This window comes from Limnobacter sp. SAORIC-690, from assembly GCF_002954425.1.
In the GTDB taxonomy this organism is placed as follows: Bacteria; Pseudomonadota; Gammaproteobacteria; order Burkholderiales; family Burkholderiaceae_B; genus Limnobacter; species Limnobacter profundi.
On the sequence record NZ_MQVZ01000001.1, the window covers coordinates 180,531 to 205,306 of the forward strand.

General features: G+C 53.1%; 22 protein-coding genes. 12 read left to right on the forward strand and 10 right to left on the reverse strand.

Going from position 1 to position 24,776, the window contains the following annotated elements:
• Positions 1 to 6: 6 nt before the first annotated feature.
• Positions 7 to 1,674: a methyl-accepting chemotaxis protein gene (locus BSZ31_RS00825; RefSeq protein WP_105027122.1), complete on the reverse strand. Its 1,668-nt coding sequence runs from the start codon at positions 1,672 to 1,674 to the stop codon at positions 7 to 9.
• A gap of 258 nt (positions 1,675 to 1,932) precedes the next feature.
• Here BSZ31_RS00825 and BSZ31_RS00830 point away from each other — a divergent pair, with 258 nt between their 5' ends.
• From BSZ31_RS00830 to BSZ31_RS00840, 3 genes are all read left to right on the forward strand, one after another.
• Positions 1,933 to 2,184: a type B 50S ribosomal protein L31 gene (locus BSZ31_RS00830; RefSeq protein WP_105027123.1), complete on the forward strand. Its 252-nt coding sequence runs from the start codon at positions 1,933 to 1,935 to the stop codon at positions 2,182 to 2,184.
• Between the two features lie 76 nt (positions 2,185 to 2,260).
• Positions 2,261 to 4,063: a glycosyltransferase family 39 protein gene (locus tag BSZ31_RS00835; RefSeq protein ID WP_105027124.1), complete on the forward strand. Its 1,803-nt coding sequence runs from the start codon at positions 2,261 to 2,263 to the stop codon at positions 4,061 to 4,063.
• Between the two features lie 9 nt (positions 4,064 to 4,072).
• On the forward strand, positions 4,073 to 5,512 hold the full coding sequence (locus BSZ31_RS00840) for an MATE family efflux transporter (RefSeq protein WP_105027125.1): 1,440 nt from the start codon (positions 4,073 to 4,075) through the stop codon (positions 5,510 to 5,512).
• Here BSZ31_RS00840 and orn read toward each other — a convergent pair.
• Positions 5,445 to 6,086 carry an oligoribonuclease gene (gene orn / locus BSZ31_RS00845; protein WP_105027126.1) on the reverse strand — a complete coding sequence of 214 codons (642 nt, stop codon included), beginning with the start codon at positions 6,084 to 6,086 and terminating at the stop codon, positions 5,445 to 5,447. The genes BSZ31_RS00840 and orn overlap by 68 nt on opposite strands.
• A 90-nt stretch (positions 6,087 to 6,176) precedes the next feature.
• Between orn and BSZ31_RS00850 the strand changes: the two genes are divergently transcribed.
• From BSZ31_RS00850 to rsgA, 3 genes are read left to right on the forward strand one after another with little or no spacing between them, the layout of a single operon-like run.
• On the forward strand, positions 6,177 to 7,433 hold the full coding sequence (locus BSZ31_RS00850; RefSeq protein WP_105027127.1) for a M48 family metallopeptidase: 1,257 nt from the start codon (positions 6,177 to 6,179) through the stop codon (positions 7,431 to 7,433).
• Positions 7,430 to 7,819, forward strand: a complete 390-nt coding sequence (locus BSZ31_RS00855) for a 4a-hydroxytetrahydrobiopterin dehydratase (RefSeq protein WP_105027128.1) — start codon at positions 7,430 to 7,432, stop codon at positions 7,817 to 7,819. Before BSZ31_RS00850 ends, BSZ31_RS00855 begins: the two co-directional genes overlap by 4 nt.
• Positions 7,812 to 8,804, forward strand: a complete 993-nt coding sequence (gene rsgA, locus BSZ31_RS00860; protein WP_240605607.1) for a ribosome small subunit-dependent GTPase A — start codon at positions 7,812 to 7,814, stop codon at positions 8,802 to 8,804. Before BSZ31_RS00855 ends, rsgA begins: the two co-directional genes overlap by 8 nt.
• A gap of 4 nt (positions 8,805 to 8,808) precedes the next feature.
• Here the strand turns inward: rsgA and BSZ31_RS00865 are convergent, their stop codons facing one another.
• From BSZ31_RS00865 to BSZ31_RS00890, 6 genes are read right to left on the reverse strand one after another with little or no spacing between them, the layout of a single operon-like run.
• Positions 8,809 to 9,804 (reverse strand): hypothetical protein, encoded by a 996-nt coding sequence (locus BSZ31_RS00865; protein ID WP_105027129.1) that lies wholly within the window; start codon positions 9,802 to 9,804, stop codon positions 8,809 to 8,811.
• Between the two features lie 4 nt (positions 9,805 to 9,808).
• Positions 9,809 to 10,420: a CoA pyrophosphatase gene (locus tag BSZ31_RS00870; protein WP_105027130.1), complete on the reverse strand. Its 612-nt coding sequence runs from the start codon at positions 10,418 to 10,420 to the stop codon at positions 9,809 to 9,811.
• A 17-nt stretch (positions 10,421 to 10,437) separates the two neighbouring features.
• Positions 10,438 to 11,628, reverse strand: a complete 1,191-nt coding sequence (locus BSZ31_RS00875; RefSeq protein WP_105027131.1) for an FAD-dependent monooxygenase — start codon at positions 11,626 to 11,628, stop codon at positions 10,438 to 10,440.
• 7 nt (positions 11,629 to 11,635) lie between these two features.
• Positions 11,636 to 13,024, reverse strand: a complete 1,389-nt coding sequence (locus BSZ31_RS00880) for an aminopeptidase P N-terminal domain-containing protein (protein ID WP_105027132.1) — start codon at positions 13,022 to 13,024, stop codon at positions 11,636 to 11,638.
• 1 nt (position 13,025) lies between these two features.
• Positions 13,026 to 13,721: an N-acetylmuramate alpha-1-phosphate uridylyltransferase MurU gene (gene murU / locus BSZ31_RS00885; protein WP_105029692.1), complete on the reverse strand. Its 696-nt coding sequence runs from the start codon at positions 13,719 to 13,721 to the stop codon at positions 13,026 to 13,028.
• A 3-nt stretch (positions 13,722 to 13,724) separates the two neighbouring features.
• Positions 13,725 to 14,756: an aminoglycoside phosphotransferase family protein gene (locus BSZ31_RS00890; protein ID WP_105027133.1), complete on the reverse strand. Its 1,032-nt coding sequence runs from the start codon at positions 14,754 to 14,756 to the stop codon at positions 13,725 to 13,727.
• 98 nt (positions 14,757 to 14,854) lie between these two features.
• Here BSZ31_RS00890 and BSZ31_RS00895 point away from each other — a divergent pair, with 98 nt between their 5' ends.
• From BSZ31_RS00895 to rsmA, 4 genes are read left to right on the forward strand one after another with little or no spacing between them, the layout of a single operon-like run.
• Entirely contained in the window at positions 14,855 to 17,152 is a 2,298-nt protein-coding gene (locus BSZ31_RS00895; RefSeq protein WP_105027134.1) for an LPS-assembly protein LptD, read from the forward strand.
• A 43-nt stretch (positions 17,153 to 17,195) separates the two neighbouring features.
• Positions 17,196 to 18,566, forward strand: a complete 1,371-nt coding sequence (locus BSZ31_RS00900; protein WP_168426796.1) for a peptidylprolyl isomerase — start codon at positions 17,196 to 17,198, stop codon at positions 18,564 to 18,566.
• A gap of 10 nt (positions 18,567 to 18,576) precedes the next feature.
• Positions 18,577 to 19,599, forward strand: coding sequence for a 4-hydroxythreonine-4-phosphate dehydrogenase PdxA (pdxA, locus tag BSZ31_RS00905; RefSeq protein WP_105027136.1), 1,023 nt, complete (start codon positions 18,577 to 18,579; stop codon positions 19,597 to 19,599).
• Positions 19,596 to 20,363, forward strand: a complete 768-nt coding sequence (gene rsmA, locus BSZ31_RS00910; protein WP_105027137.1) for a 16S rRNA (adenine(1518)-N(6)/adenine(1519)-N(6))-dimethyltransferase RsmA — start codon at positions 19,596 to 19,598, stop codon at positions 20,361 to 20,363. The genes pdxA and rsmA overlap by 4 nt, the downstream gene beginning before the upstream one ends.
• Here rsmA and murI read toward each other — a convergent pair.
• The gene (gene murI, locus BSZ31_RS00915; protein WP_105027138.1) at positions 20,360 to 21,196 is read right to left on the reverse strand and encodes a glutamate racemase; all 837 of its coding nucleotides are present in this window, start codon (positions 21,194 to 21,196) and stop codon (positions 20,360 to 20,362) included. The genes rsmA and murI overlap by 4 nt on opposite strands.
• A 105-nt stretch (positions 21,197 to 21,301) precedes the next feature.
• Here murI and BSZ31_RS00920 point away from each other — a divergent pair, with 105 nt between their 5' ends.
• Both BSZ31_RS00920 and BSZ31_RS00925 read left to right on the forward strand, forming a co-directional pair.
• On the forward strand, positions 21,302 to 22,159 hold the full coding sequence (locus BSZ31_RS00920; RefSeq protein WP_105027139.1) for a phosphate/phosphite/phosphonate ABC transporter substrate-binding protein: 858 nt from the start codon (positions 21,302 to 21,304) through the stop codon (positions 22,157 to 22,159).
• Positions 22,156 to 24,420, forward strand: coding sequence for a response regulator (locus tag BSZ31_RS00925; protein ID WP_105027140.1), 2,265 nt, complete (start codon positions 22,156 to 22,158; stop codon positions 24,418 to 24,420). Before BSZ31_RS00920 ends, BSZ31_RS00925 begins: the two co-directional genes overlap by 4 nt.
• Here BSZ31_RS00925 and BSZ31_RS00930 read toward each other — a convergent pair.
• Positions 24,409 to 24,774 carry a RidA family protein gene (locus BSZ31_RS00930; protein WP_240605608.1) on the reverse strand — a complete coding sequence of 122 codons (366 nt, stop codon included), beginning with the start codon at positions 24,772 to 24,774 and terminating at the stop codon, positions 24,409 to 24,411. The two genes, BSZ31_RS00925 and BSZ31_RS00930, sit on opposite strands and share 12 nt — an antisense overlap.
• Between the last annotated feature and the right edge of the window lie 2 nt (positions 24,775 to 24,776).

Sequence of the window (24,776 nt, forward strand, 5' to 3'; positions counted from 1 at the left end):
TTTTTATCAGCTTATCTTGAACTTCCCGCACTGCGCATTCAGCTGAGAAAACGCCTCTGTCAATTCCACCAAAGACTTTCTAATTTCACCCACGCAATTCGCGTTTTCCTCCGACATCGCCGCATACTTCTCAATCTGGGTCGACAACAAAGTCGCAGCCGAACGTTGCTCAGACAAGGAACTGGTCACTTCGGAAGCCATCACTTTCACATCACCTGCGCGACTCCTTATCGTGCCCATCAAATCCCTGGTCTGATTCATGCGGCCCAAACTTGAGGACACCTTGCAAGCCCAACCAGTCATCTCGGTCACTACGTTTTGAGTACCTTTTTGAATGGCCCCCACCATTTGCTCAATTTCAGAAGTTGATTGAGTAGTTCGCTCGGCCAACCGCCTTACTTCATCTGCAACCACCGCAAATCCCCGCCCCTGCTCACCTGCACGTGCAGCCTCAATGGCGGCATTCAAGGCCAGTAAATTGGTTTGACCTGCAATTTCCTCGATCACTGAAATGATTTGACTGATTTGGTCAGACTGGCTGCCCAATTCATGAACAGTTTGACTTAGCTGAGTAGCACCCTGGGCAGTTTTCTCAACATCTTCGGAAGTGCTCTCCACCAAACTCAAACCAGACTCTGATTCAGCACTTGAATCTTCCGCCGCCAATTTGGTTTGCTCAGCCACATCAAACAATTGCGAAATATTCGCAGACATTTCCTCAATACCTGCAGCCATTTCCGAACTGGAATTGGATTGGGAGACAGCGGACTCATCGACCACGCCCAACTGTTGACGAATACTGTCCAGGCTTCGCTCAGCAGCGCGGGTCCTCTCCCGAATATCGCGTACCAAATCAAGCAACGCCAATCGCATGGTCTCGAACACGGCCGTCACGCTGCCAGGCTTTGACTGAAGGTTCGACATCTCGGCACACTGCAAATCGCCTGAAGCAATTTTGCTGGCTTGCGTGGCTAAAAAGCCAGGCTCAGCGCCCAAACTCTGCCGAACTGAACGTGCATACACCATGAGACTTGTGCATAAAAAAGTCAGGGTCAAGGCCATGCTTGCGTACAAAGTCCAAAGCAGGCGCCCTGTTTCGGCATGAATTTCCTGTGTCAGTTTGTTGATGGCAGCGGTTTGAGTTTGCAAGCCCAACTCTTCAATCGACGAACCTGCCTTGACCACCGGGCGGTCCATGCCATTCACCGATTTATCCAACTCACGGTATTGAAACGGAAACGCCGGATCGTATTTGGCCAAAGCCGTTGCATAGGCAGCGGATGCTGCTTTGAAATCGTTCTGCCACGCCTGAATTGCTCTGATACGGGCGGAATCGGAGGCAACCGCCTGGTTTTTTAACAGATCGGCCGTGGTTTGCTCAAATTGTTGAACATACTTGGAGAATTCCTTTTTGTACTTGTCTGCCGCACCTTCACCCTCGCCCCGCAACAGCACATTTTTAAACGAAGAGGCCATTTTCGTAGTGTGGTGATTGGCCTGGGCAATCAAGCGGCTCACCTCGTTCTCCTGAACAATTTTTGCGGTGCCCACTGTTTCCAGTTCGGTCAGGCGATTCATTTGAATAGTGACCCAAAACAGCGATGCGGCAACAATCAAGGCGATAACCGCACAAATGCCCAAGGCTTTTTGAGTCAGGGTAAATTGATGTTTCATGGTGTTGTTGATGTGGTTTTGACAGCCACCAGCATGTGCCTATCGGCAAGTACAATCGCCCCCTGAATTGGCGACGAACCCCAACAGGTGGTTAGCCCGTTTTATTCAACCCTGAGTCAAATTCTTACTTGACCTTACAAGTCCACAACCCTATAATTTGCGGTTACCTAATTAACCAGCAAGTGATTTGGCTTTGTCGGTTGGCACTCACACCAATGAGACCAATTAACCGCCAGGTTGGCTGCAACGGAGAAACTCATGAAAGAAGGCATTCACCCCAACTATCGCGAAGTGTTGTTCATGGACATGTCCAACGGCTTCAAATTCATTTGCCGCTCTACCGCGCCTAGCCGCGAGACCGGAGAACACGAAGGTAAGGAATACCCTTTGATCAAGCTGGACGTGAGCTCTGAATCTCACCCCTTCTACACCGGCGCACAAAACACAATCGTGGACACCGCTGGTCGCGTTGAGAAGTTCCGTCGTCGTTTCGATCGCTTCAAGAAGTAATTTTTCGCGCAAGTGATCATAAAAAGGCAGCTCAGGCAAACTGGCTGCCTTTTGTTTTTACGGACACAATAAGAACATGGTCATTACCGCAGCCAACAACACTCGTTTGTCGCGCAGGCTATTGTGGGGCTTGATACTGCTCTACATTTTGCCGGGCCTTTTTGCGCGCACGCCCTGGAAACCTGACGACGCCGCGGGCTTTGGCCAAAGCTTTACCTTTTCCCAACTGCCTTTTTCAGAATGGGCGATGTCGCTGATTGGCGACCGCATGTATGTCGAAGGCGGTCTGCTGTCGGCCTGGCTTGCAGGCTTGTTCGGAAAACTGGCACTTGCTGTCGACCTGCCCCACAACTGGCTCGATGACGCCATGCGCTTGGGCAATGTATTTTGGATGATTTTGGCCGGCTGGGCCATTTGGAACACCACCTACCGATTGGCCAAGCGGGTTGAGCTTCAACCCGAAGACCCACTTGGCACTGCACCTACCCGGGTCGATTACGCCCGTGCTGTGGCAGATGCCTCGGTACTTTGCTTTTTGGGTACTTTGGGCCTTCTTGTTCGCTCCCACATGCAGGTGCCTGAAATTGCCGAACTGGCTGGCATTTCAATCATGTTGCTGGGTGCGGTGCGCTCGCTTGACCGGCCAATTGGCGCGGGCTGGATGCTGGGCGCGGGTATTGCCATCGCCTTTTTTGCACGTGGCTGGGCACATTGCTTGCCCTTTTTGCTCTTGTTGCTGGTCAGCTCGATGACACACAGCTCATTGCGCTTTGGTCTGCTTCGTCGCATGACCCGGGCTGCTGCCGTGTTCGCCATTCCTTTTGCCATCTGGTTTTTCTGGCTTATGAGCCAAAAAAACGGGGAATTGTGGTGGAACGCCTGGAATGAATGGAATGTACGCCGCTTTCTGATACTTGACCCAACCCAGTCTTTTGACCTGGTCAAACTGGTAATCACCCTGAAAACCCTGACCTGGTTTTTGTGGCCAATTTTACCCATGGCGTGCTGGACCATTTGGCGTTACCGCAAGGCTTTGACTGAACCCTCCATCCGCATTCCTTTGGCAGGCGGCGCCGCCGGTGTGGTTGTACTGCTGATTACAAACCCGGCCGATGAGGCCAACTATTTCCCATTGCTGGCACCACTTTCAGTGCTTGCTGCAATCGGGCTTTCCACCATGAAGCGCGGCCTGATCAGCCTGATTGACTGGTTCGCAGTGCTTTGGTTTACATTCGCGGCCGTGTTGGTGTGGCTGGGCTGGACTGCAGCCACATTTGGTTTCCCCGCAAAAATAGCAGCCAACTTCGAGAAATTGTCTCCTGGCTATGTGCCCGATGTCATCGGCCTTGAACTTGCCTTGGCGTTTCTGGCCAGCATCGCCTGGATCCGCCTGATCGTATGGCGAACAGCCTCAGGAAGCCGTGCTCTCTGGCGTCCCATGGTGCTGACCACCGGTGGCGTTATTTTGCTGTGGCTGCTGATGATGACCCTGTGGATCCCAAGAATTGATTATGCAAAAAGCTTCAAGGCCTTGGGCGATGCAATTACCCAATCGGTGCTGAATCATCAGGCAGCTGCCAACAGGGAATGCGTTGCAGACTACAACCTGGGCTACGCGCAGCGGGCTACCCTTCAATACCACGCCAAGGTTGACTTCATTCGCAAAGGGCAATTCAAGGAAGCCTCGGAATGTGAGTACCTATTGCTACAAGACGACACCCGGCAAAGCCTTAAGATCAAGGTTGATTTTGAGTCCAAGGCATCTGAGCGGTGGGAATTGATCTGGACCGGCAACCGAAACTCGGACCGACATGAATTCTTCTTCCTGTACGCACGTACGCAGCAGGCGGAACAGCGGACAGAAAACAGCAGTCGTTAAAGGTGTGGCATGGCCAGCAGTATTGTTTTATTTGCCCAAGACCGGCCGCGCAGGGCTCTGCTGAATCAGGCTTTGCCAATTCTGCTAGGACAGTTGGCCGTGATGGGCAACGGTCTGGTTGATACATTGATGGCCGGGCAGGCCGGTCCCGATGTGCTGGCAGCCATGGCTGTTGGGTCATCCATTTATATCAGCCTTTACGTCGGCTTGATGGGGGTCATTATTGGTCTTACCCCCATTTGCTCTGCCCACTTCGGTGCGGGTGATTACCGCAAGGTTGGAGAAGATGCAGTTCAAGGTGTGTGGCTTGCACTAACCATGAGCGCTATCGGCATGCTAATACTGCTCAACCCGCAACCCATTTTCCAACTAACCAACACCCCTGCCGACATCGCTGTAGACACTCGAGGCTACTTGCTGGGTATTGCTTGGGGGCTTCCTGCCGCCTTGGTGTTTCGCGTCTTTTATGCGTTGAACCAATCGATCTCACGGCCACAAATTGTGGTGGCCCTGCAGGTACTGATGCTGCTGCTGAAAATTCCCTTGAACATTTGGTTCATGAACGGTGGGTGGGGGCTGCCCGCGCTGGGTGCAGCCGGTTTTGGTTGGGCCACAGCAGCAACGATGTGGCTGGTGCTCGGTATTTCGGCCCTCATTTGGCTGTTCGACAAACATTACAGCGAATTCAAATCGATTCGCAGCTTGAAACCTGATTGGCATCGTCTTGGGCAAATCCTGCGACTCGGCCTGCCTATTGGCGGCTCATACCTCATTGAAGTCAGCTCGTTTACGGTCATTGCGCTGCTGGTGTCGCGTTTCGATGTGTACCAGCTGGGTGGACATCAAATTGTGTCCAACATGGCAGCGATGGCGTACATGGTGTGTTTGTCTTTGGGCAATGCCACCACGGTGTTAGCCTCCCAGCAAATTGGTGCCGGGTTCAACAAACACGCCAGCACCATCATCAAGCGTGGAATTGAAACTGCCATGCTGGTCGCGGCCTGCGTGTGTCTGGGTTTGTATGCGTTCGATCGGGAATTGATCTCGTTCTACACCAAAGACACAAAAACGATTGAGGTGGCCCTAGGCCTGATGCCTTGGGTGATTGCCTACCACTTTATTGATGCCGTTCAAACTTTGTGCTCGTTTTCACTTCGGGCCTACCGAGTGTCAGCGCGCCCCATGTTGATTTATTTGGTGAGCCTGTGGTTTGTGGGCATTGGCGGAGGCATGTGGCTTGGGGTTTGGCAAGCAAACCCGCTGAAATCACAAGGTTTCTGGATGGCCAGTGCAGGTGGGCTGCTGTTGGCTGGAATTTGCCTGGCCTTGCTGCTGGCCCATGTGATGCGCCAGCGCAATGCTTTAGAGCTTACTTTGCCAACTAGGCCGCAGGCGCCGCCGGGGACAGGGGGCTCTCCTGGCTCGCCTTCGCCTCTGGCGCCACAATAAAATGCTCACGGTAAAAACGAAGCTCGTCGATTGACTCGTGAATATCGGCCAAGGCGGTGTGCTTGGTTTTTTTCACAAATTTTCGCGCCGTGGTGGGGTTCCAACGCTTGCACAATTCTTTCAGTGTGCTGACATCCAGATTGCGGTAGTGAAAATAAGCTTCCAGCTTCGGCATGTATTTGGCCATGAAGCGGCGGTCCTGGCAAATGCTGTTGCCACACATCGGGCTTTTTCCTGGGCCTATGTATTTGGCCAAAAATTCGATCAACAAATCCTCGGCCTGGGCTTCATCAATCGTGGATTCTTTCACACGGGCCGTCAGGCCGCTTTTGCCATGGGTGCTGGTATTCCAGGCATCCATGCCGGCCAGAATTTCATCACTTTGGTGAATGGCCAACACAGGCCCTTCCTCCAGGACGTTGAGCTCACTGTCGGTGACAACCACTGCCACTTCAATGATTTTGTCGTTGAACGGATCCAGACCTGTCATTTCCATGTCAACCCACACCAAGCGATTGTCGTCGCGGGGAATCTTGGTTTCAACAGGGGTGGAACTTGGCGTGGCTTGTGACATAATTTGAATGAGCTTTGAGGTTGAATCTATAGAGAGTTGTATTGTCTCACAGGCATTGAAGCGCAAATTAATCAAGGGTGGTAGCGAGAAATGGTTTTTACTGAAGTCTTTGTTCTGGCAGTAGTTTTGAGTGTGGCGCTTCGCCTTTATCTGGCCAGTCGCCAGGTGCGGCATATCGCCTTGAACCGCGCACAGGTGCCTGCCGAGTTCAGGGAGCAGATCAGTCTGCAAGACCATCAAAAGGCTGCAGACTATTCCATCGCAAAAACCCGCTTGGGCATGATCAATGTACTGATCGAAGCCAGCATCTTGATGGGTTTTACCTTGTTGGGAGGTCTGCAGTGGATTCAAAGCGTCACAAGCACCACTGCCGAAGGTATTTTGGCGGGCCTCCTGCTGATTGCCGTGGTGGGCTTGATTGGCAGCGTGCTTGATTTGCCATTGTCTTACTACAAACAATTCGTGCTTGAAGAGCGCTTCGGTTTCAATCGCATGAAGAAAAGCCTGTTCATTGGCGACTGGATCAAAGGTCTGCTGGTCGGTGCTTTGATCGGTGGTCCATTGGTGTTTGCGGTTCTTTATCTCATGCGTGAAGCCGGACAGCAGTGGTGGGTTTACGCATGGGCCTTGTGGTTTGGTTTCAGCCTGTTGTTGATGTGGTTGTTCCCCACGGTGATTGCCCCGATTTTCAACAAGTTCACCCCATTGGAAGACGGCGCCACCCGCCAGCGTATTCTGAATTTGCTACAACGCTGTGGCTTTGATTCCAGTGGCTTGTTTGTAATGGATGGCAGCAAACGCTCAAGCCACGGCAATGCCTACTTCAGCGGCATGGGCAAGGCCAAGCGAATCGTGTTTTTCGACACCCTGCTTTCGCGCTTGAATGACGACCAAATTGAAGCGGTGTTGGCCCATGAACTGGGGCACTTCAAGAAAAAGCACATCGTGAAGCACCTGGCTTTTTCAGGCATCGGCAGTCTTGTCATGTTTTATGTGCTTGGCCTTCTGGCCAACACACCGTGGTTCTATAGCGAGCTGGGAGTAAACCCTGACCTGGCCAATGGTGCACAAGCCATGGCTTTGGTGTTGTTCATGATGGTACTACCCTATTTCACATTCCCGATTCGCCCGGTGATGTCTTGGCTCAGCCGCAAACATGAATTTGAGGCAGATGCATATGCTGCACAGCAAAGCGCCCCCCAGCACCTCGTGAGCGCTTTGGTGAAGTTGTATCAGGACAACGCATCCACGCTCACGCCTGACCCCTTGCATTCCGCCTTTTACGACAGCCACCCGCCAGCGTCCATTCGAATCAGTCGTTTGAACAACTTGCAAGGCACCCAATGAGCACCATGAACACGCCGCACCCTGCTCGCCCACTGGCAGACTGGCTGCATGTACGCTGCCAACACTTGGGTGAGGGCCATGCATGGAGTGCCGACGAGATCGAAGCGCAGTTGGACGAGTTTGAATACTGGTCTGTTGAGTTTGATGCCAAGGGAGAACATGCTTTGACACTTTGGCGGCAATATGCATTTGCCAACTTCGAAGGCGTGAAGCTTGCGGTGCATGCCATTACTCATTTGGCCGACGATGAGGACCACCACCCGGAAGTCACGTTTAGCTACAACCGGGTCAAAGTGCGCTGGAACACTCACAGCGCAAACGGAATTACCAACAACGACTGGGCTTGTGCGGCCAAACTTGATGATGCGCTGAAACACATTGGCTAATTCGTCTCTTAACAGGGTGCGCCCCACTTACAAGGGCAAACAAACCGGCAACCACGGAAAAAACTCAGGCAATCCTGATTTGCTGAATGCATTGGTGGTGGCCAGCTACGGGCGCCATTTTTTGGCACGCGACGACCGCGGAACCATTTGGCAGGTTTATGGCAAAGGCAAACGCCGGGACGTGGCTGTGGGCGATGAAATCGTCATTTTGCCCAGCGGCGACATGCAAGCCTGGGTGGAAGACATTCAGCCACGCAAGAACCTAGTGTACCGATCAGACGCACTGAAAAGCAAGATGTTCGCGGCGAACCTGGATGGTGTGCTGCTGATGCTGGCCATCAGCCCACCTTACTCGCCAGAGCTTTTGGGACGCACACTGACTGCCTGCAAACATGCGGAAGTACCACTCACCATTCTGTTCAACAAGGTAGACATTCTGGAAGGCGATTCCGAGACGCTGGAAGCGGTTGAACAGGAGTTGCTTGAAATCACCTTGGGTGAAGTGCCAACACACTACATCAGCGTGACCGAACGGCCTGCCGAAACCGAGACGCTGTTGCGCCCCTTGCTGGAAAAAAAACGCACCTTGATTCTGGGGCAATCGGGCATGGGTAAATCAACCTTGATCAACCTGTTAATACCTGGTGCATTGGCGGCAACCAATGAAATATCAATGGCCTTGAATGCTGGCAAACACACCACCACCCACACCCAAATGCATTTTGGAGAAGAAGGTTTGGAGTTGATTGATTCGCCCGGATTTCAGGCATTTGGTTTGCACCACCTGAGTGAATCGGATTTGCTGAATGCCTTCACTGATATTCGCGATGAAGGCAACAAATGCCGGTTTGCCAACTGCCAACACAAACGTGAACCCGATTGTGCTGTGAAAAACGGACTGGAAGACGGTACCTTGAGCCCAGCTCGGTATGCGCTATACCAAATGTTGAAAGCCGAATTGCAAGAGGCCAGCCAAAGCTACTGACGCATTAGAGCATGCTGCTGGGCAACCAACCCAGAATGGCAAACACCAGCGTTGCCATTAACCACACTACAGCGCACTTGAACACAAGCTGACGAAACTGCTGCAATGCCTGCACCTGGTTTTCTTCACTCAACAATTGCCCTTCGGATGCGGCTTTGGATGAAGGGTCAAATGCCGCGCCACCTACCAGTCCTACTGCCGTAAAAAACACGGCTGTGAGCGGCGCCCTGTTGGAGAAACGGCTGTGATTTTTTGCGGTTCGCCAAGCCAGGGCGGCATCGTCTAGCTGGGCGACCAAACCCACAGTCAATGCCAACAGACGGGCTGGCAACCATTCCATGGCAAACAGGATAAAGCGCGGGCTGATCGCCGCCTTCAGTTTGTTGCTTTCCCAAGCCTCTTGCATGGTGGGGCGCTCATGCGCAAAAGCCTGAGCCTGCCACACATCGCGCTCCCGGATCACACTCCAGTGCGCCATCATGTACACCACCAAACCCATGGGCCCAGGCAATGCCAGAAACCAGAAAAACAAGCTGAAGTACTGGCGCAAAGCACGCTCAGTGCCGTGGTAGATGGCATGGAAAACCAATTCGCCCGGACGATGAACAACGGGCTCGCTGCCATCGTATTCTTTCATCCAGGTGAGCAGCAATTCACGGGCGCGGAAAAAGTCGCCTTGGTTCAAAAACAACTGAGCATTGGTAAACACCACGGCAAAGTGCCGAAAACGCAAACCATACAACAGCAAAAACACACTGAGAAAACCGGCGGCAAGCGGAGAAACAGTCCAAAGCACCTGGTACAAAAAGTACACACCCAATACCCAGATCAGCAGTGGCACCAGCCATTGCAAATGCGCGTAGCGCGGTGCCCCCAAGGCTTCCAGATTAATTTCAAGTTCCTGGTTAAAACGATCCACCCAGTCGCGCGCGCGCGTGAACAAACCATCGGGCAAGAAGGTTTCACACACCACGGCGATGAGCAGGGCCAGGTAGGACAAGGTATCAAGCCTTCGCGTTCAGAAAATGGTAAAGGTTGCGAAGCATGGCCGCTGTGGCACCCCAGATGAAGTAGTTTTTTCCGCTCTCGGGTGAGTTATAGGGCATGGCGTAGAAAGTACGCTCGCCCATGGGTGTGTGCAAGCTGCGTTGTTGGTGGTTTTCAACATTCATGAGAAATGAAAGCGGTACTTCGAACACCTCTTCCACCTCGAATGCGTCGGGCGCCAGCGTAAAACCAGGTTGGACCAGCGCCACCACGGGCGTCACCAAAAAATTGGTGGCTGTTTGGTACACCGGCATGGTGCCCAGCACCTCAATGAATGCTCGGGCCAATCCGGTTTCTTCCACGGTTTCACGCAAGGCAGTTTCAATCGGGCTGCCATCTTCGGGTTCACAACGGCCACCCGGAAAGCTGATTTGCCCAGCATGGTCATTCAGGTGGGCGGTGCGCAGAGTGAGCAACACATAAAGGTCATCTTGCCGCTGAACCAAGGGCACCAGCACGGCGGCATCGGCGGGGTCGCGGTCTTTGAAAAAACGTTCTTCAAGCGGCTCGGGCTGCCACGGCAAATCGGCCATGGCAAAGCGGGCGCGCAACAATTCGGCAGACCACATGGGTAAAACGCTCCAGATTAAACAGCCAGGCCGAACAGCATTAATTCAGCAAACTGCTTGCGAAGGGGTGGCGTGAATTCCATCACGTTCAAGGCCATTTGTCGGCCCGCACCCAGCAAAGGATTGTGATTGGAAAAACCTTTCACCATCCAGTCTGTCATTTTAACAACCACCTGCCGATCAGCCACTCTCGACTTCTCAAATTCGTTCAGTGCCAGGGTCAAGCGATGTTCTTGTGCAACAGTTGCCGGGTCAACACCGCGGCAAAGCTGCACGGCATCCCGCAAACCCAGGTTTAGGCCTTGCCCAGCCACAGGGTGCAAAATTTGGGCAGCGTTACCAATGGCCACACGGCGCCCCTGCACCAGTTTGTCGCGCCAATTCATGCCCAAGGGGAAACTTTTTCTGGGGCCAATGTGTTTGATGGACACACGGCGCCCGAACTGTTGTCGAAGTTCGGCCGAAAACTCGGCATCACTGCAAGCCAATCGCTTTTGAACCTGAGCAAGCGGGGCGCACCACACCAATGAGTATTGCTGCTGGTCGGTTGAAATGGGCAACAGTGCCAAAGGCCCTTCCGAGGTGAAACGCTCAAAAGCCAATGTATTGCCGCCTTCCAGTAAACCAGGTTCCACTTGCAAGGTGACTTCGCTGACCAAGGCCCATTGGTCGTAATCCACCACTTGGTCACGCTCGCCGGCCTCGCCATACAATCCCCCCTCGGCATCCACCCGCAGGTTCACGGTGTATTCGGTACCGTCCTCGAGCTCAAGAACTTCGAGAGAGTCAACTGCGCTACGGTGCGCATACTTCACATTGGCGGGGCGGAAAATTTTTACCCCTCTGCGTTCCAGCGAAGTCGACAAGCAGTTCACCAGGTCGCCATAACGAACCGTCCAACCCAAGGCCCGCAAACCCAGTTCATCGGCCTTCATTCGTACCTGGCCAAAACGGGATTGCTCTGACACATGAATATGGTGAATCGGTGTGGCATCGGCTGGGAACCCCAGGCAGGCCAGGCGCAAACGCGTGGCATCGGACAACGCCAGAATACGCGGATCTCGGGCGGAGGCTTCCAAAGGCTTGGCATCAAAAATGGCAATGCGATTGGCACGGTCACCCCATGTGTTGGCGAGCCAGCCTGCAAAAGCAAGGCCCACAGGGCCAGCCCCAACAATGGCCACATCAAAATCAGTGTGCGAGGTCATGGATTGGTCAGGCTGCCTTGCTGCTTGTTTTTTTGTGGGCTTTCATCGTTGCATGAATTTCAGCCACGGTTTTGGGCGCATCGACAGTGTAAATATCGCAACCTTTCTGGGTCACCAAAGCATCGTCTTCTATGCGAATACCGATGTTTTCAAACTGCTTGGGCACCCCTTTGCCCGGGCGAATGTAAAGGCCAGGCTCAATGGTGAGCACCATGCCGGCTTCCAGCTTGCGGCTGGTGTGGGGTGCCACACCGTCTTCAGGTTTGGCAGCCGGGTCGCGGTAGCTGCCACAATCGTGCACATCCATGCCCAACCAGTGACTGGTGCGGTGCATGTAAAAGCGTTTGTACGCGCCACTTTCAAGCGCCTCGCTCAGGCTCATTTTTAACAGCTTCAAATCGATCAAACCCTGCGCCAATACCTTCACCGCGGCATCGTGCGGGTCATTGAAACGCGCACCGGGCTTGGTGGCCTCAATCGCTGCGTACTGTGCATTCAACACCACTTCATACACAGCCTGTTGGGCCTTGCTGAACTGTCCGTTCACCGGAAAGGTACGGGTGATATCGGATGCGTAGCAATCCAGCTCGCAACCTGCATCAATCAACAACAAGTCACCGTCGCGCATTTTGGCGTCGTTGGCCCGGTAATGCAGCACACAGGCATTTGCACCCGAGGCCACAATTGAACCGTAAGCTGGTGCTTCTGAACCGTTCTTGCGGAACTGATACAACAACTCTGCTTCCACTTCAAACTCAAACTTTCCCGGCTGGCATACCTGCATGGCCGCAATGTGCGCGTGTGCCGAAATATTGGCCGCGCGGCGCATGATGTCAATCTCGGTTTTGTCTTTGATCAAGCGCATTTCATCGAGCGAGTGGCTTAAATCAAGCACAGCATGTGGGGCTGAAATTCCCATGCGGGCTTTGCCACGCAAGGTTTTCAGCACATCGGCTACAGCCGCCTCCAGGCTTTCGTCTTCACCCAATCGCAAAAACACCGCCGGCTGATTGGCCAGTGTGTCAATCAAATGCTCTTCAAGGTCTTCAATACTGTAGGCCTCGTGCATGCCGAAGGCCGATTGCGCTGCTTTGGGGCCAAAACGAAAACCCTCCCAAATTTCGCGCTCTTCGTTTTTATCCCTGCAAAACAGCACAGCACGGGAATCGCCGTTGGGCGGCACGACCAAAGCCAGACAGGCCTCGGGTTCTGGAAAGCCTGTCAGGTAATAAAAATAGCTGTCAGATCGAAATGCATAGTCGGCATCGCGATTTCGCATCACTTCCATGCCGGATTGCACCAGCGCAACACCACCGCCCATCTTCTTCAAACGGCGTGCCAGTTGCTCTCGGCGCTTGGCGTAAATGAGGGGATTGTGGGTAGGATACCTGCTCATGCTAATGCTTCCTTGCTGAATTCAATCGTTGGTTGAGTTCTTCAAGCCGTTCTGGTGTTCCAATGTCCATCCAGAAACCGTCGAACAACTCACCTTGTACTTTGCCTGCAGCCATGGCTTGGCGCAACAGGGGCGCGAGTTTTGCAACCTCGTCAACTCTGAGCTTACTGAATAAACTCGGGTGATACACTCCGATCCCGGAAAATGTGAATGTGATCTCGCCCGGTTCAGCCTGTTTGACCAGACTGCCCTGTATCGCAAAATCACCGGTCGGATGGTGTAATGGATTGGGGACCATCACCAGGTAAGCCAACTGGTCTTGCTGCCATTGATTGGCAACCTGCAAGGCCCTATCGACCGGCCATTCGCAAGACACATCGCCGTTAATCACCAGAAATGGTTCATTTCCAAGATGGTGTAAGGCTTTGCGAATACCGCCGGCGGTTTCAAGCGCGCTGGCCTCGGCTGAGTAACTTATCTGCACCCCAAAGGCTGAACCATCGCCAAAGTGGCTTTCAATTTGGCGTCCCAAATGCGCGTGATTGATCACAATGCTGGTAATACCCCCCGCCGCCAGGGCCTCTATATGCCACTGCAACAAAGGTTTACCACCCGCGGGCAACAAGGGTTTGGGACAATGGTCAGTCAATGGGCGCATGCGTTCGCCACGCCCTGCCGCCAGTATCATGGCCTTCATCATTTAAAACGTGTACCCCACTTTCACAGCCTTGTTTTCAAGCCGGTCCAGCAACAACAACAGGGGTTTGAAAGCAATGTACCGGCCGGCCACCAGGCGCACATAACGCAACACCATCGGCAGGTCATTCAGGTATTGGGCCTTACCGTCGCGGTAGTTCAGGCGTGCAAAAATACCCAGAATTTTCAAATGGCGCTGCAAACCCATGAAATCGAACTGGCGATAAAACTCGCCAGGGTCTTCGCAAATCGGCAAACCAGCCTTGCGGGCGGCCTCCCAGTAACGCACAGTCCAGTCCAGGGTTTGTTCTTCGGGCCATTCAATGTAGGCGTCGCGTAAAATGCTCACCAAATCGTAACTCAGAGGGCCTTTCACAGCGTCCTGAAAATCCAGAATACCGAATTGGGGCGCTGCCCCCGCTTGGTTAGTCAGCATCAAATTGCGGCTGTGGTAGTCGCGGTGGACAAACACTTGGGGTTCAGACAAAGCACTTTGAATCAGCATGCCTTTGATGCTCTCAAGCCAGTTGCGTTCCTGATCGGTCAGCTCAGCGCCATAATGCTTGCCCACATACCATTCATCGAACAAATTCATTTCCTGCAACAATTTGTCGGCACTGTAAGCAGGTATGCCTTCGGTGCGGGTATTGGCTTGCAACTGCACGAGGTCATGCAGTGCCTGCATGTAAAAGGCGTCTTTCTGTTCAGCTTGAGCGTTCAGGCCCTGCAACATGGTCGTATTGCCGAAATCCTCCAGCAGCAAAAAACCTTCTTCCGGATTTTGCGCCAATACCTGGGGTGCTCTGGCCCCCCCCTCTCGCAGCAAACCCGCCACATGCACAAATGGGCGAACATCTTCTTTGTCAGGTGGGGCGTCCATCACAATCAGGGTTCGCACGTTATTGGCCTCGCCAACCCGAAAATACCGGCGAAAGCTGGCATCGCTGGAAGCAGCCTGCAAGGTTTGCAGGTCAAACTCGAACTCATTCAGGCCTGTCAGCCATTTTTTCAACATTTCTTGACGCAAGGCGCTCATCAAACCGTCCAATCTCTTTAATTTGTAGTTAGTTGCCTATAATAGTAGGATCCTATGGCGCTTGATCGATCCGTCACCTATTTGAGTACATACCCAGCTTGAAGAAAAGCAAAAATTCACCGCAAGTGCACTCAGTGCCCACACGCCCCACAGCCATCGCATTTGCTTTGTTCTGTCTGGGCGCACCCGCGCTTGCCCAAACCACAGGCGCCACACCACCCAAGGCCGAGTCCCCCACCCGCCTAAAGATTGACGGTGGACTGCTGGGTGTGCGCAACCCGATACCTGAGGACGAGGCCACTTACATTTCTGCCGACCGCCTTTACGGCAACAGCGCCGAGGAAACCTTTCTGGAAGGCAATGTTGAAGTTCGGCGCAACAAGCTGAAATTATTTAGCGACTCAATCAATTATTCGCCCATTACTGACCGTGCTACGGCCAAGGGCAACCTGGTGATTGAGCAGGAAGGCATGATACTGAAAGCCCCCGAGGGCTCTGTAAAGCTGGGCACCGGCGAAAGCGAAATGACCAAACCCACCTTCGAGCTGAAGGAAATTAACGGCAAGGGTCGGGCCGACAAAATGCAGTACGACGGTATTTCAACGCTGACGCTTGAAAACCCGAACTACACGGTATGCGATGTGCCAAACCCTGGTGCCGCGGATCAAGGTGATTGGTATATCACTGCCGATTCGCTGGAAATTGACCAGGCTGCTGAAGTGGGTCGTGCCCGTGGCGCGAAGGTGGTATTTCAGGACGTGCCCATATTGAGCGCACCTTACTTTTCGTTCCCCACCACCGACAGACGCAAAAGCGGATTTCTGCCACCCTCGTTTGGCACTGTGTCCAACAGCGGACTTGAAGTGACAGTCCCGTACTACCTGAATATTGCTCCAGACAAAGATATGACCCTGTACCCGAAAATCATCTCGGGCAGGGGTTTCCAATTGGGTACACAAACCCGTTACCTGACGCCAAGCAACGAAGGCGAACTTAAATACGATTACCTGCCGGATGACGAGAAAACAGGCACAGACCGCACTGCTTTGTCCTTGCTGCACAAATACGAAAAAGGTCCTTTGTATGCAGGCATAAATTTCAACCAGGTGTCGGATGACAATTACTTTGTTGACTTCTCCCGGACTCAGGCAGTGGCCTCTCAACGTGTTTTGGTTCAAGAAGGCTTCGTCTCGTACCGTCAGAAAAACTGGAGCGCCAACGTGCGCACCGTGGCTCATCAAACATTGCAGTTATTCAACGATGTGATCGCTGAGCCATATGACCGTTTGCCAGAGGCCACACTTGAATTAAGCCCAACCCGAATTGGCCAGGCCAATGCCTTTGTGTCAGTGAGCGGGCAGTACACCGACTTTGCAAGGCCCTCCTCCGCACCCGCACGGGTTGAAGGCTCACGCGGTGTAACGCGCGCCAGGGTTTTCATGCCCATACAACGGTCCGAATTCTCATTCACGCCCGCGGTCTCGGTGCAAGCCACCAACTACGATTTGCAGGGCCAAACACCCGGGTCACCCGCAGCACCAGGCAGCGTGATTCCAACGGTTTCGCTGGACAGCACGGTTTACTTCGACCGCAAAACAAGCTTTTTCGGTCGCAATGTGAATCAAACCCTGGAACCACGAATTTTTTATCTGTACACGCCATTCAAGGACCAATCCGATCAGCCTATTTTCGACACCTCGGTGACGGATCAAAGTCTGACGCGGATTTTCGCCGAGAACAGGTATTCGGGGCTTGACCGGGTGGGCGATGCGAACCAGCTGACACTGGCTGTGACCAGTCGCTTCTACGACGAGGCCACCAGTGAAGAGTTGTTCAGCGTCACTGGCGGGCAACGTCTGAACCTGAGCACGCCACGTGTTATTTTGCAGGGCTTTGAAGCGCCAACCACCAGTGACTCTGACTTTTTTGCAAATGCACGGGGCCGAATCAGCCAGTCGGTATTCCTGGACGCGACCACGCAGCTGAATGCAGAAAGCGGACGCCATGAACGCGGCAATGTCACCGTCAGCTATGCGCCTTCACTGGGTAAACAACTGAATTTTGGGTATCGCTATACCCGCGCGCAAATTGATCAGTTCGACATTTCAGGCCAATGGCCCATCTCTGACCGCTGGAGCGGCGTGGGTCGTTTAAACTACTCCATGCTGGACAATCGTTTGATTGAAGGCGTGGCTGGTCTGGAATATGGCGAAGGTTGCTGGGCAGTGCGAGTGATTGCGCAACGATTTGCGACTGCACCGTTGCTGGAGACCACCTCTCTCTTTGTTCAGCTCGAACTCAATGGATTGGGTCGTTTGGGGTCTAACCCGGCCGACCTGTTGTCCAGAAAGGTGCCTGGGTACACGCCTTTCTCATCCTCGCAAGCCACCCAATGAGCACCCGTTAAGTACCCAACCAAGCACCCAATAAGTTATGAACATGAAGCACATTCAACACTGGTTATTCGCAATCTCCGCCTTGGCGGCCGTTGGCCATGCGCAGGCACAGGGTATCAAGGCACCAACGTCCAATCTGCCGGCCGGCAAGCTGAGTTCAGAACTCGGGGCCAGCAATGGTTCAGGCGCAGCAACAATCGACGGCATTGTTGCCGTGGTGAACACCGACATCATTACCCGCAGCGAATTGAACCGACAAGTGGCCCTGATTGAACGCCAGATGAGTCGCCGCGGCGCGCCCCTTCCCGATCGGATCGAATTGCGCAAACAGGTGCTTGATCGCATGGTGATGGACCGCGCTCAACTTCAGAAAGCTGAAGAGGTGGGTATTCGGATTGAGGAAGCCCAAATTGAAGCCGCCATGGCCCGTGTGGCCGACCAGAACGGTTTGTCTCTCGAAGACTTTCTGGCACGCCTTCAAGAGGAAGGGGTGTCGCCCGCCCGCTTCCGCGAAGAAGTCCGCAGCGAAATCACCTTGGGTCGCCTTCGCGAGCGTGAAGTGGAAGCCCGCATTCAAGTGTCGGATGCAGAAATTCAGAATTACCTGGCTGCCCGCACCAAAGGGGGCGCTGCAGCCAATCAACCCGAGGTGAATTGGGTACAGTTGCTGGTCAAAGCCCCCAGTGACGCCAGTGGTGCAACGCTGAACCAGGCGAGAACCAAAGTTGAGACCATTGAAAAAGCCCTGAAAGACGGAAAAACCGTGGAAGCCATTGTTCAAGCCAATCCCGAGCTGGCCATTGACGGGACTGGGCAAATGGGTTGGTCCGGTTTTGATGCTGTGCCTACCTTGTTCACTGAATTTCTGTCCAAGGCGCAATTGAATACCGTGCAAACCATTCGCAGCCCCAATGGCTTTCACGTATTGAAAGTGCTTGAGCGTCGCGAAAGCGGTGCAGCGCTGGACAATACACCTGTGACGCAAACCCGGGCCCGACACATCCTGATTCGCCCAGGCCCCGACATTACCGAAGCAGAGGCAAAACGCCGACTGAATTTTGCACTGGAACAGCTGCAAGGTGGCGCTGCTACGTTCGATGCTTTGGCAAAGCGTTATTCGCAAGATGGCTCTGCCGCGAAAGGCGGCGATTTGGGCTGGCTGTACCCAGGCGACACCGTACCGGAATTTGAACGCGAGATGAACCAGCTTGGGATTGGGGGGGTAAGCCCGGTATTCCAAAGCCGTTTTGGTTTCCACATTATTCAGGTGGTAGAACGTCGCCAGCAGGCGGCCTCTGAAGAACGCCAGCGCCAGGCCGCACGCCAGGCAATCCGTGCCAGTAAATCAGAGGAAAGCTATCAGGAATGGTTGCGCCAACTGCGCGACGCCACCTTCATCGAAATTCGCCTTTAATTACCAGGGAATGAGCAAGGCCAACAACCTACCTATCCTTGTCACCAGCGGTGAACCTGCCGGGATAGGGCCAGAACTGTGCGCCTTGCTGGCCGAAACTAGCCAGGCCAAACGTTTAAACCGTTCGCTGGTCATTCTTGGCGATGCCGATCTGCTTGAGACACGCGCAAAAAACGCGGGCATTGAACCCAAATGGCAACGCATCAATTCGCTGCGGGAAATTACAGCCAGCGATGATGAAGCGCCTGGTTATTTTCTGCTTGATCACCCCCTTTCAGCGCCCTGCATCACCGGCAAACCCAACCCGGCCAATGCACCCTATGTGCTGGGCCTGTTGAACCTGGCTTGCGATGCTTGCCAGAATGGCACCGCTGCGGCCATGGTGACCGCTCCCATTCAGAAATCCGCAATCAGCCCGCACTGGCCGGGTTTTATGGGGCACACCGAGTACCTGGCGCAGCGATGTGGGCAAAGCGATGTCGTCATGATGCTGATGGGCGGTCAAATGAAGGTAGCACTGGCCACCACCCACATTCCACTGACCCAGGTACCGTCAGCAATTACCCGGGACAGCCTCACCCGCACGCTTGAAATCATGCTTCACGATCTACGCCTGTACTGGAGTTTGCCAAAACCCCGAATTCTGGTGACCGGGCTGAATCCGCATGCTGGCGAATCAGGCGACCTGGGGAATGAGGAAATTGACACCATCACACCGACCATCCAAGCCTTGCAAGCGAAGGGGCACGATGTGCAAGGACCCTTTCCCGCCGACACCCTGTTTCAACCCAAATACCTGCAAAACAGCGATGCGGTGCTTGCCATGTTTCACGACCAGGGCTTGCCCGTACTAAAGCATGCAAGTTTTGGTCAAGGTGTGAACATTTCGCTGGGTTTGCCTATTGTTCGAACCTCGGTTGACCACGGCACCGCGCTTGACCTGGCCGGTACCCGGAACATGGATGCGGGCAGCCTGAACGAAGCGATAGAATGCGCGCACCACATGGACCTTTGCCGCAGGAACGCGCAATGAAACATCAAGCAAAAAAACGATTTGGCCAACACTTTTTGACCGATCAAAGTGTGTTGTCAAACCTGATCGGTGAGATGCGACCGCGTGCAGACGACACGCTGGTTGAAATTGGCCCCGGTTTGGGTGCGCTGACATTCTGGCTACTCAAGGCAGTGAATCACCTGCAGGTGATTGAAATTGATCGGGACCTGGCAGAGAAACTTCGAACCGGTGGCTGGAAAGACAAGCTCACGGTTCACGAAGTGGATGTGTTGAAATTTGACTTCGGGCAACTCCCCGCGCCTTTTCGCGTGGTGGGCAACTTGCCCTACAATATTTCCTCGCCCATCTTGTTTGCTTTGCTTGAAGTAGCCGACCGGGTGATTGACCAGCACTTCATGTTGCAAAAAGAAGTAATAGATCGCATGGTCGCTGCCCCAAAAACCAGCGACTACGGCAGATTGTCGGTGATGTTGCAGGCCTACTACGACATGGACCATTTGTTTGATGTGCCGCCCGAGTGCTTCGACCCACCACCCCGTGTCATGTCAGCAATCGTTCGAATGGTGCCAAAACCCGCGCATGAACGTGCGGCAATTCCTGGTGAAATTTTTAGTCGAGTGGTCAGCACTGCTTTTTCACAACGCCGCAAAATGTTACGCAACACCTGGGCCAATGTGGTGCCTGAACACATGGCAAACGCCGCGGGCATCGCACTTACCGCGCGCGCCGAGGAAATTGCACCCCAACAGTTTGTACAAGTGGCACAAATGATGGCCAGTTAAACATCCAACTGCTGCACATGGGCATTGCGCCAATCACTGCCCAACAAATTCACCAGCTTTGTCTTGAAAGACTCGGGTTGACCTGTTGTAAAAAAACTCACGCGCTCAAGCAAAGGCACATGTTCGTTGCCCATATTCAGCAAGCGCTCGCTTTCCAGACGTGTTCTTAACTGCTTGGCCACTGGCAAACCAGTCTCGATTACGGCCACGCCGGGGCCAGCCAGTTTTGAAATGAGATGTGCAACAAAAGGGTAGTGCGTGCAACCCAGCACAATGACGTCGGCCTGTTTTTGAAGCAACTCGGCTACCATGGGCTTTAACAAAGCCTCAATAGCAGGCTCGGGCATGGGTGATTGTTCGATCAGTTCAACCAGCCCCGGGCACGGGTGTGCAATTACCTTGGCCATGGGGTCAAACCTTTCAACCAAAGCCTTAAACCGTTCGCTGGCCACCGTGTTGGTGGTTGCCAAAATACCCACCACGCCCGTTTTGGTCAGCATGCTGGCAGGTTTGACTGCAGGCTCAATGCCCACAATGGGCCAATTCGCATGGGCAGCGCGGGCCTGGTTTGCACCTGCGGCAGTGGCGGTGTTGCAAGCCATGACCATGGCTTTACAACCCTGGTTTCTCAGCCAATTGGACAGGGTTAATACACGGTCAGTAATTTCATGTTGCGGTTTGTCGCCATAGGGCAAATGCCGTTCGTCGGCCACGAACTGAAAGCGCTCGGCCGGCAAGTGATTCAACATCGCTTTCAGCACGGACAGGCCGCCAACACCTGAATCGAACACACCCACCGCATGTGCGGATTCAAGCAATACGGGCTTTGCCATTCAACACCTTTGAAATACCGGGTAAATCAATGCTTGTTTTCATGATTCGATGAAACCAATAAATCTTAAAATATTAATTACCAATTAATTTAACATTTATACATCATGCCCACTTTCTCGGCTTTCATCGCCCGCACAATATTGCCTTGTATTGTCACACTGTTTGGATTGACTGCAGGGCAATTTGCGCACAGCGCAGAAAAGAATTCAACTCTTCGTCTCTTGGTGGTTCCGCAATTCCCAGCCACTGAAATTCATGCTACCTGGAGCAAATTACTGGATGGGTTGAAGAAAGACGGTCTCCCAGAAATCGAACTGGTTTTCGCAAAAGACATTACAGAGTTTGAGAGCCAGTTCAAGGCTGGACAAGCCGAGTTGATTTACTGCAACCCTTATCACATGGTGATGGCCAAAAAGGCACAAGGCTACACACCGCTCATTCGGGACAGCAAACCATTGACCGGCATTCTGGTTGCAACAACTGGCAGTGCCCACGATGGCATCAAAGAACTCAGCGAGTTGAACGGCAAAACCCTGCTTTTTCCATCACCCAATGCATTCGGTGCTTCGCTGTATATGCGTGCCTTGCTAAAACGGGAGAAGGGACTGGAATTCACCACCAAATATGTAAAGACACACTCCAATGTCATTCGTGGCGTGGTACGTGGTGAAGGGCAAGCTGGTGGCATGGTCAACGCCACGCTACTGGCAGAAACGCCTGAGCTTCAACAGAAGGTCAAGGTGATTTACGAAACCCCACCCGCACCACCTCACCCGATTGCAGCGCACCCTCGCGTAGATGCCTCCACCCGGGAAGCAATTGCGGCCGCTATTTTGGGACACATCAAAACACACAAACAGGTGGGTGAAGACATTCAAATGCCCAACCCTGTGCGGGCCGATTATTTCAAAGATTACAAACCACTTGAAAACCTCGGACTTGAAGCATTTCTTTCCAATTGAAACCGTCTTTTCACACCATCACTCATCCCAGCCTGGGCACCAAACTGTTGGTGTTGGGCATTGGTTTGGTGTTGACGCTTGCGCTGGCATTTACCTGGTTTAACACCAAAACCCAGCGCAATGAATTGCAAGGCGTATTCAATCAACAAGCCACAGCCCTCGCGTTCAACATTGCAGTTTCAAGCAACAGCCATTTGCTTGAAAAAGACTTTGCCATTATTGAAACCTTGTTACTGAAGGCCAATGGATTCAAAGACCTGTATTCAGCCACTGTGGTTTCCGCCGATGGTCAAGTATTGGCCCAGGTTTTGCGCGATTCGAACACTCAACGCCTGTCCCCCCGCTACGATGTTGCTCGCTTGCATGTGGACAAACGCGATCTACACACGCAGTTGCTCAGCAGCGAACGCCACCTGACCGTGATTGAACCGATTGAATCGGGGCGACTGATCGGTCATGTGGTGCTGGAGTTTGATTTGACTCCCCTACAGACCCGCCAGTCTGAACTCATAGAGCGCAATATTCTGCTGGCTGTAATTCTAATTTTTCCAGCCGCCCTGGCCTTGTGGCTTTTCATCCGCAAAACCATTCTTGAATTGAATGCGCTCACCGATTTTGCACAGCGTATGGTGAAAGACCAGGGTATTGAGCAAGCTACCTCCCCCACTTCCCGAGAGCTGGCCATGCTGCACCACACGTTGAATTGGGCATCGGTCACACTGAGAAAAAAGAACCGGGCACTGGAAGCTGCCAAACTGAAAGCCGACAAATCCAATGACTTGAAGTCGCAGTTTGTGGCCAACATGAGCCATGAAATCCGAACACCTTTGAACGGCATACTGGGACTGACTGAGGTTACCTTGAGCAACAGCGCACTGGCCGAAAAACCGCGCCGCAATCTGGAACTGATTCAACTCAGCGCCGAGCACCTGTTAAGGGTGGTCAACGACATTCTGGATTTTTCAAAGATCGACGCCAATCGCCTGGACATGGACCCTCAACCCTTCGAGTTGCGCCCCAATGTGCAAGCCATGGTGAAAATGGTGTCCAGTGCCTACGCCAAACCCAGTGTTGCAACCGTGCTCGACATTGATCCCGGCATTCCGCACTGGCTGTTTGGCGATTGTCCGCGAATTATGCAGGTGCTGAACAACCTGCTGAGCAATGCGCTGAAGTTTACCCAGCATGGCCAAGTCAGCCTGACAGTTACTGCAAAACAGGGATCCGATAAACACTCAAAAATCAAAAGCAAAATTCATTTCGCAGTGCGCGATACTGGCATGGGAATTTCTGAGTCAGCCCGCACCGAGATTTTCAAGGCGTTTTCTCAGGCAGAGCCTGGCACGGCGCGCAAGTATGGCGGCACGGGCCTGGGCTTGACGATTACCCAGCGCTTGCTTGAATTGATGAATAGTCGGATACATCTCTGGTCTGAAGAAGGCATTGGCAGTGAATTCAGCTTTACACTGGAGCTGCCGATCGTCGAAGAACCAAAAACCACTGAAAATGAAACACTGGCTGTCGATATGACCTCGAACAACAACCCTGCCGCCCCTGAGTTTGGCCACGCCTCCACCGGCCTGCGTGTATTGGTGGCAGAGGACAATATGGTGAACCAAACCTTCATTTCGCATGTGCTGACCCAGCTCGGTATCTCCTATCGCTTTGCAGATGATGGTTTGGCAGCCGTGCAAGCTGTGGAACAGGAGAGGTTTGATATGGTGTTCATGGACATGCACATGCCCAATATGGGCGGGCTTGAAGCATGCCGTACAATTCTTGCCAAACCACAGCACAAAAACCTGCCGATTGTTGGGTTGACAGCCGATGCGATTGCCGACACCCGCGAGGCCTGCATGTCTGCAGGCATGCGCGAATACATTTCAAAACCATTTAAGCGCAGCGACATTGAGGCTGTACTTGCTCGCCTGAAATTCAACGTGTCGCCAATTCCCATGCAAAACTTTGACCACGACAAAGAATTGCTGAAAACAACCATCGACATGATTGCAGCGGAAATTCCGCAACTTGCCGACGAGACCGAAAAACAGCTTTTGGCCATGAATTTATCAGAGGCCAAACGCGCCTTGCACACATTGAAAGGGCATTGCAAACTGGTGGGGGAACTTGCGTTTGCCGACTTTATTCAACAACTGGAAAACCAGTTGGCGCAAAACCAGCTGCCCGCGGCCGATTCAATCGAGCACCTGAAAACCAACCTGCGGGTACTTCAACAACGCCTGCGTCTGTTAAGCCAATAAAGCCTTGTCCATAGCTGCAGTCACCACCAGCTCGACTTTCCAGCCTGGCTTGGCCAGCCCCTTGACTTCCACGCACGCGCGCGAAGGCGCGGTGCCTTCGGGCAACCAAGCGTCCCACACGGCATTAAACCCCTCGTAATCGCGAACCATATTGGTTAAATAAACCTGAACCAATAGCAAATGGCTTTTGTCAGTGCCGGCACCCGCCATCGTGCGCTCCAGGCTATTCAACAGGTCTCGGGTTTGGGCCTGAATGTCCCCTTCCTCGGTGGAAGGCACTTCAACCAAATAAACCACCCCGTTGAAGCTGGTGGAATCGGAGTAACGTTTTGTAGTACCTTGTCTGTGTATCACAG

Bases quoted from the DNA above. Each gene is read 5' to 3' on its own strand.
- BSZ31_RS00900 (WP_168426796.1), top strand. From the start codon at position 17,196: ATGAAGCACATTCAACACTGGTTATTCGCAATCTCCGCCTTGGCGGCC.
- BSZ31_RS00880 (WP_105027132.1), bottom strand. From the start codon at position 13,024: ATGAGCAGGTATCCTACCCACAATCCCCTCATTTACGCCAAGCGCCGA.
- orn (WP_105027126.1), bottom strand. From the start codon at position 6,086: ATGTCACAAGCCACGCCAAGTTCCACCCCTGTTGAAACCAAGATTCCC.
- BSZ31_RS00835 (WP_105027124.1), top strand. From the start codon at position 2,261: ATGGTCATTACCGCAGCCAACAACACTCGTTTGTCGCGCAGGCTATTG.
- BSZ31_RS00850 (WP_105027127.1), top strand. From the start codon at position 6,177: ATGGTTTTTACTGAAGTCTTTGTTCTGGCAGTAGTTTTGAGTGTGGCG.
- rsmA (WP_105027137.1), top strand. From the start codon at position 19,596: ATGAAACATCAAGCAAAAAAACGATTTGGCCAACACTTTTTGACCGAT.
- BSZ31_RS00875 (WP_105027131.1), bottom strand. From the start codon at position 11,628: ATGACCTCGCACACTGATTTTGATGTGGCCATTGTTGGGGCTGGCCCT.
- murU (WP_105029692.1), bottom strand. From the start codon at position 13,721: ATGAAGGCCATGATACTGGCGGCAGGGCGTGGCGAACGCATGCGCCCA.
- BSZ31_RS00920 (WP_105027139.1), top strand. From the start codon at position 21,302: ATGCCCACTTTCTCGGCTTTCATCGCCCGCACAATATTGCCTTGTATT.
- murI (WP_105027138.1), bottom strand. From the start codon at position 21,196: ATGGCAAAGCCCGTATTGCTTGAATCCGCACATGCGGTGGGTGTGTTC.
- BSZ31_RS00855 (WP_105027128.1), top strand. From the start codon at position 7,430: ATGAGCACCATGAACACGCCGCACCCTGCTCGCCCACTGGCAGACTGG.
- BSZ31_RS00890 (WP_105027133.1), bottom strand. From the start codon at position 14,756: ATGAGCGCCTTGCGTCAAGAAATGTTGAAAAAATGGCTGACAGGCCTG.
- pdxA (WP_105027136.1), top strand. From the start codon at position 18,577: ATGAGCAAGGCCAACAACCTACCTATCCTTGTCACCAGCGGTGAACCT.
- BSZ31_RS00840 (WP_105027125.1), top strand. From the start codon at position 4,073: ATGGCCAGCAGTATTGTTTTATTTGCCCAAGACCGGCCGCGCAGGGCT.
- BSZ31_RS00870 (WP_105027130.1), bottom strand. From the start codon at position 10,420: ATGTGGTCTGCCGAATTGTTGCGCGCCCGCTTTGCCATGGCCGATTTG.
- BSZ31_RS00830 (WP_105027123.1), top strand. From the start codon at position 1,933: ATGAAAGAAGGCATTCACCCCAACTATCGCGAAGTGTTGTTCATGGAC.
- BSZ31_RS00825 (WP_105027122.1), bottom strand. From the start codon at position 1,674: ATGAAACATCAATTTACCCTGACTCAAAAAGCCTTGGGCATTTGTGCG.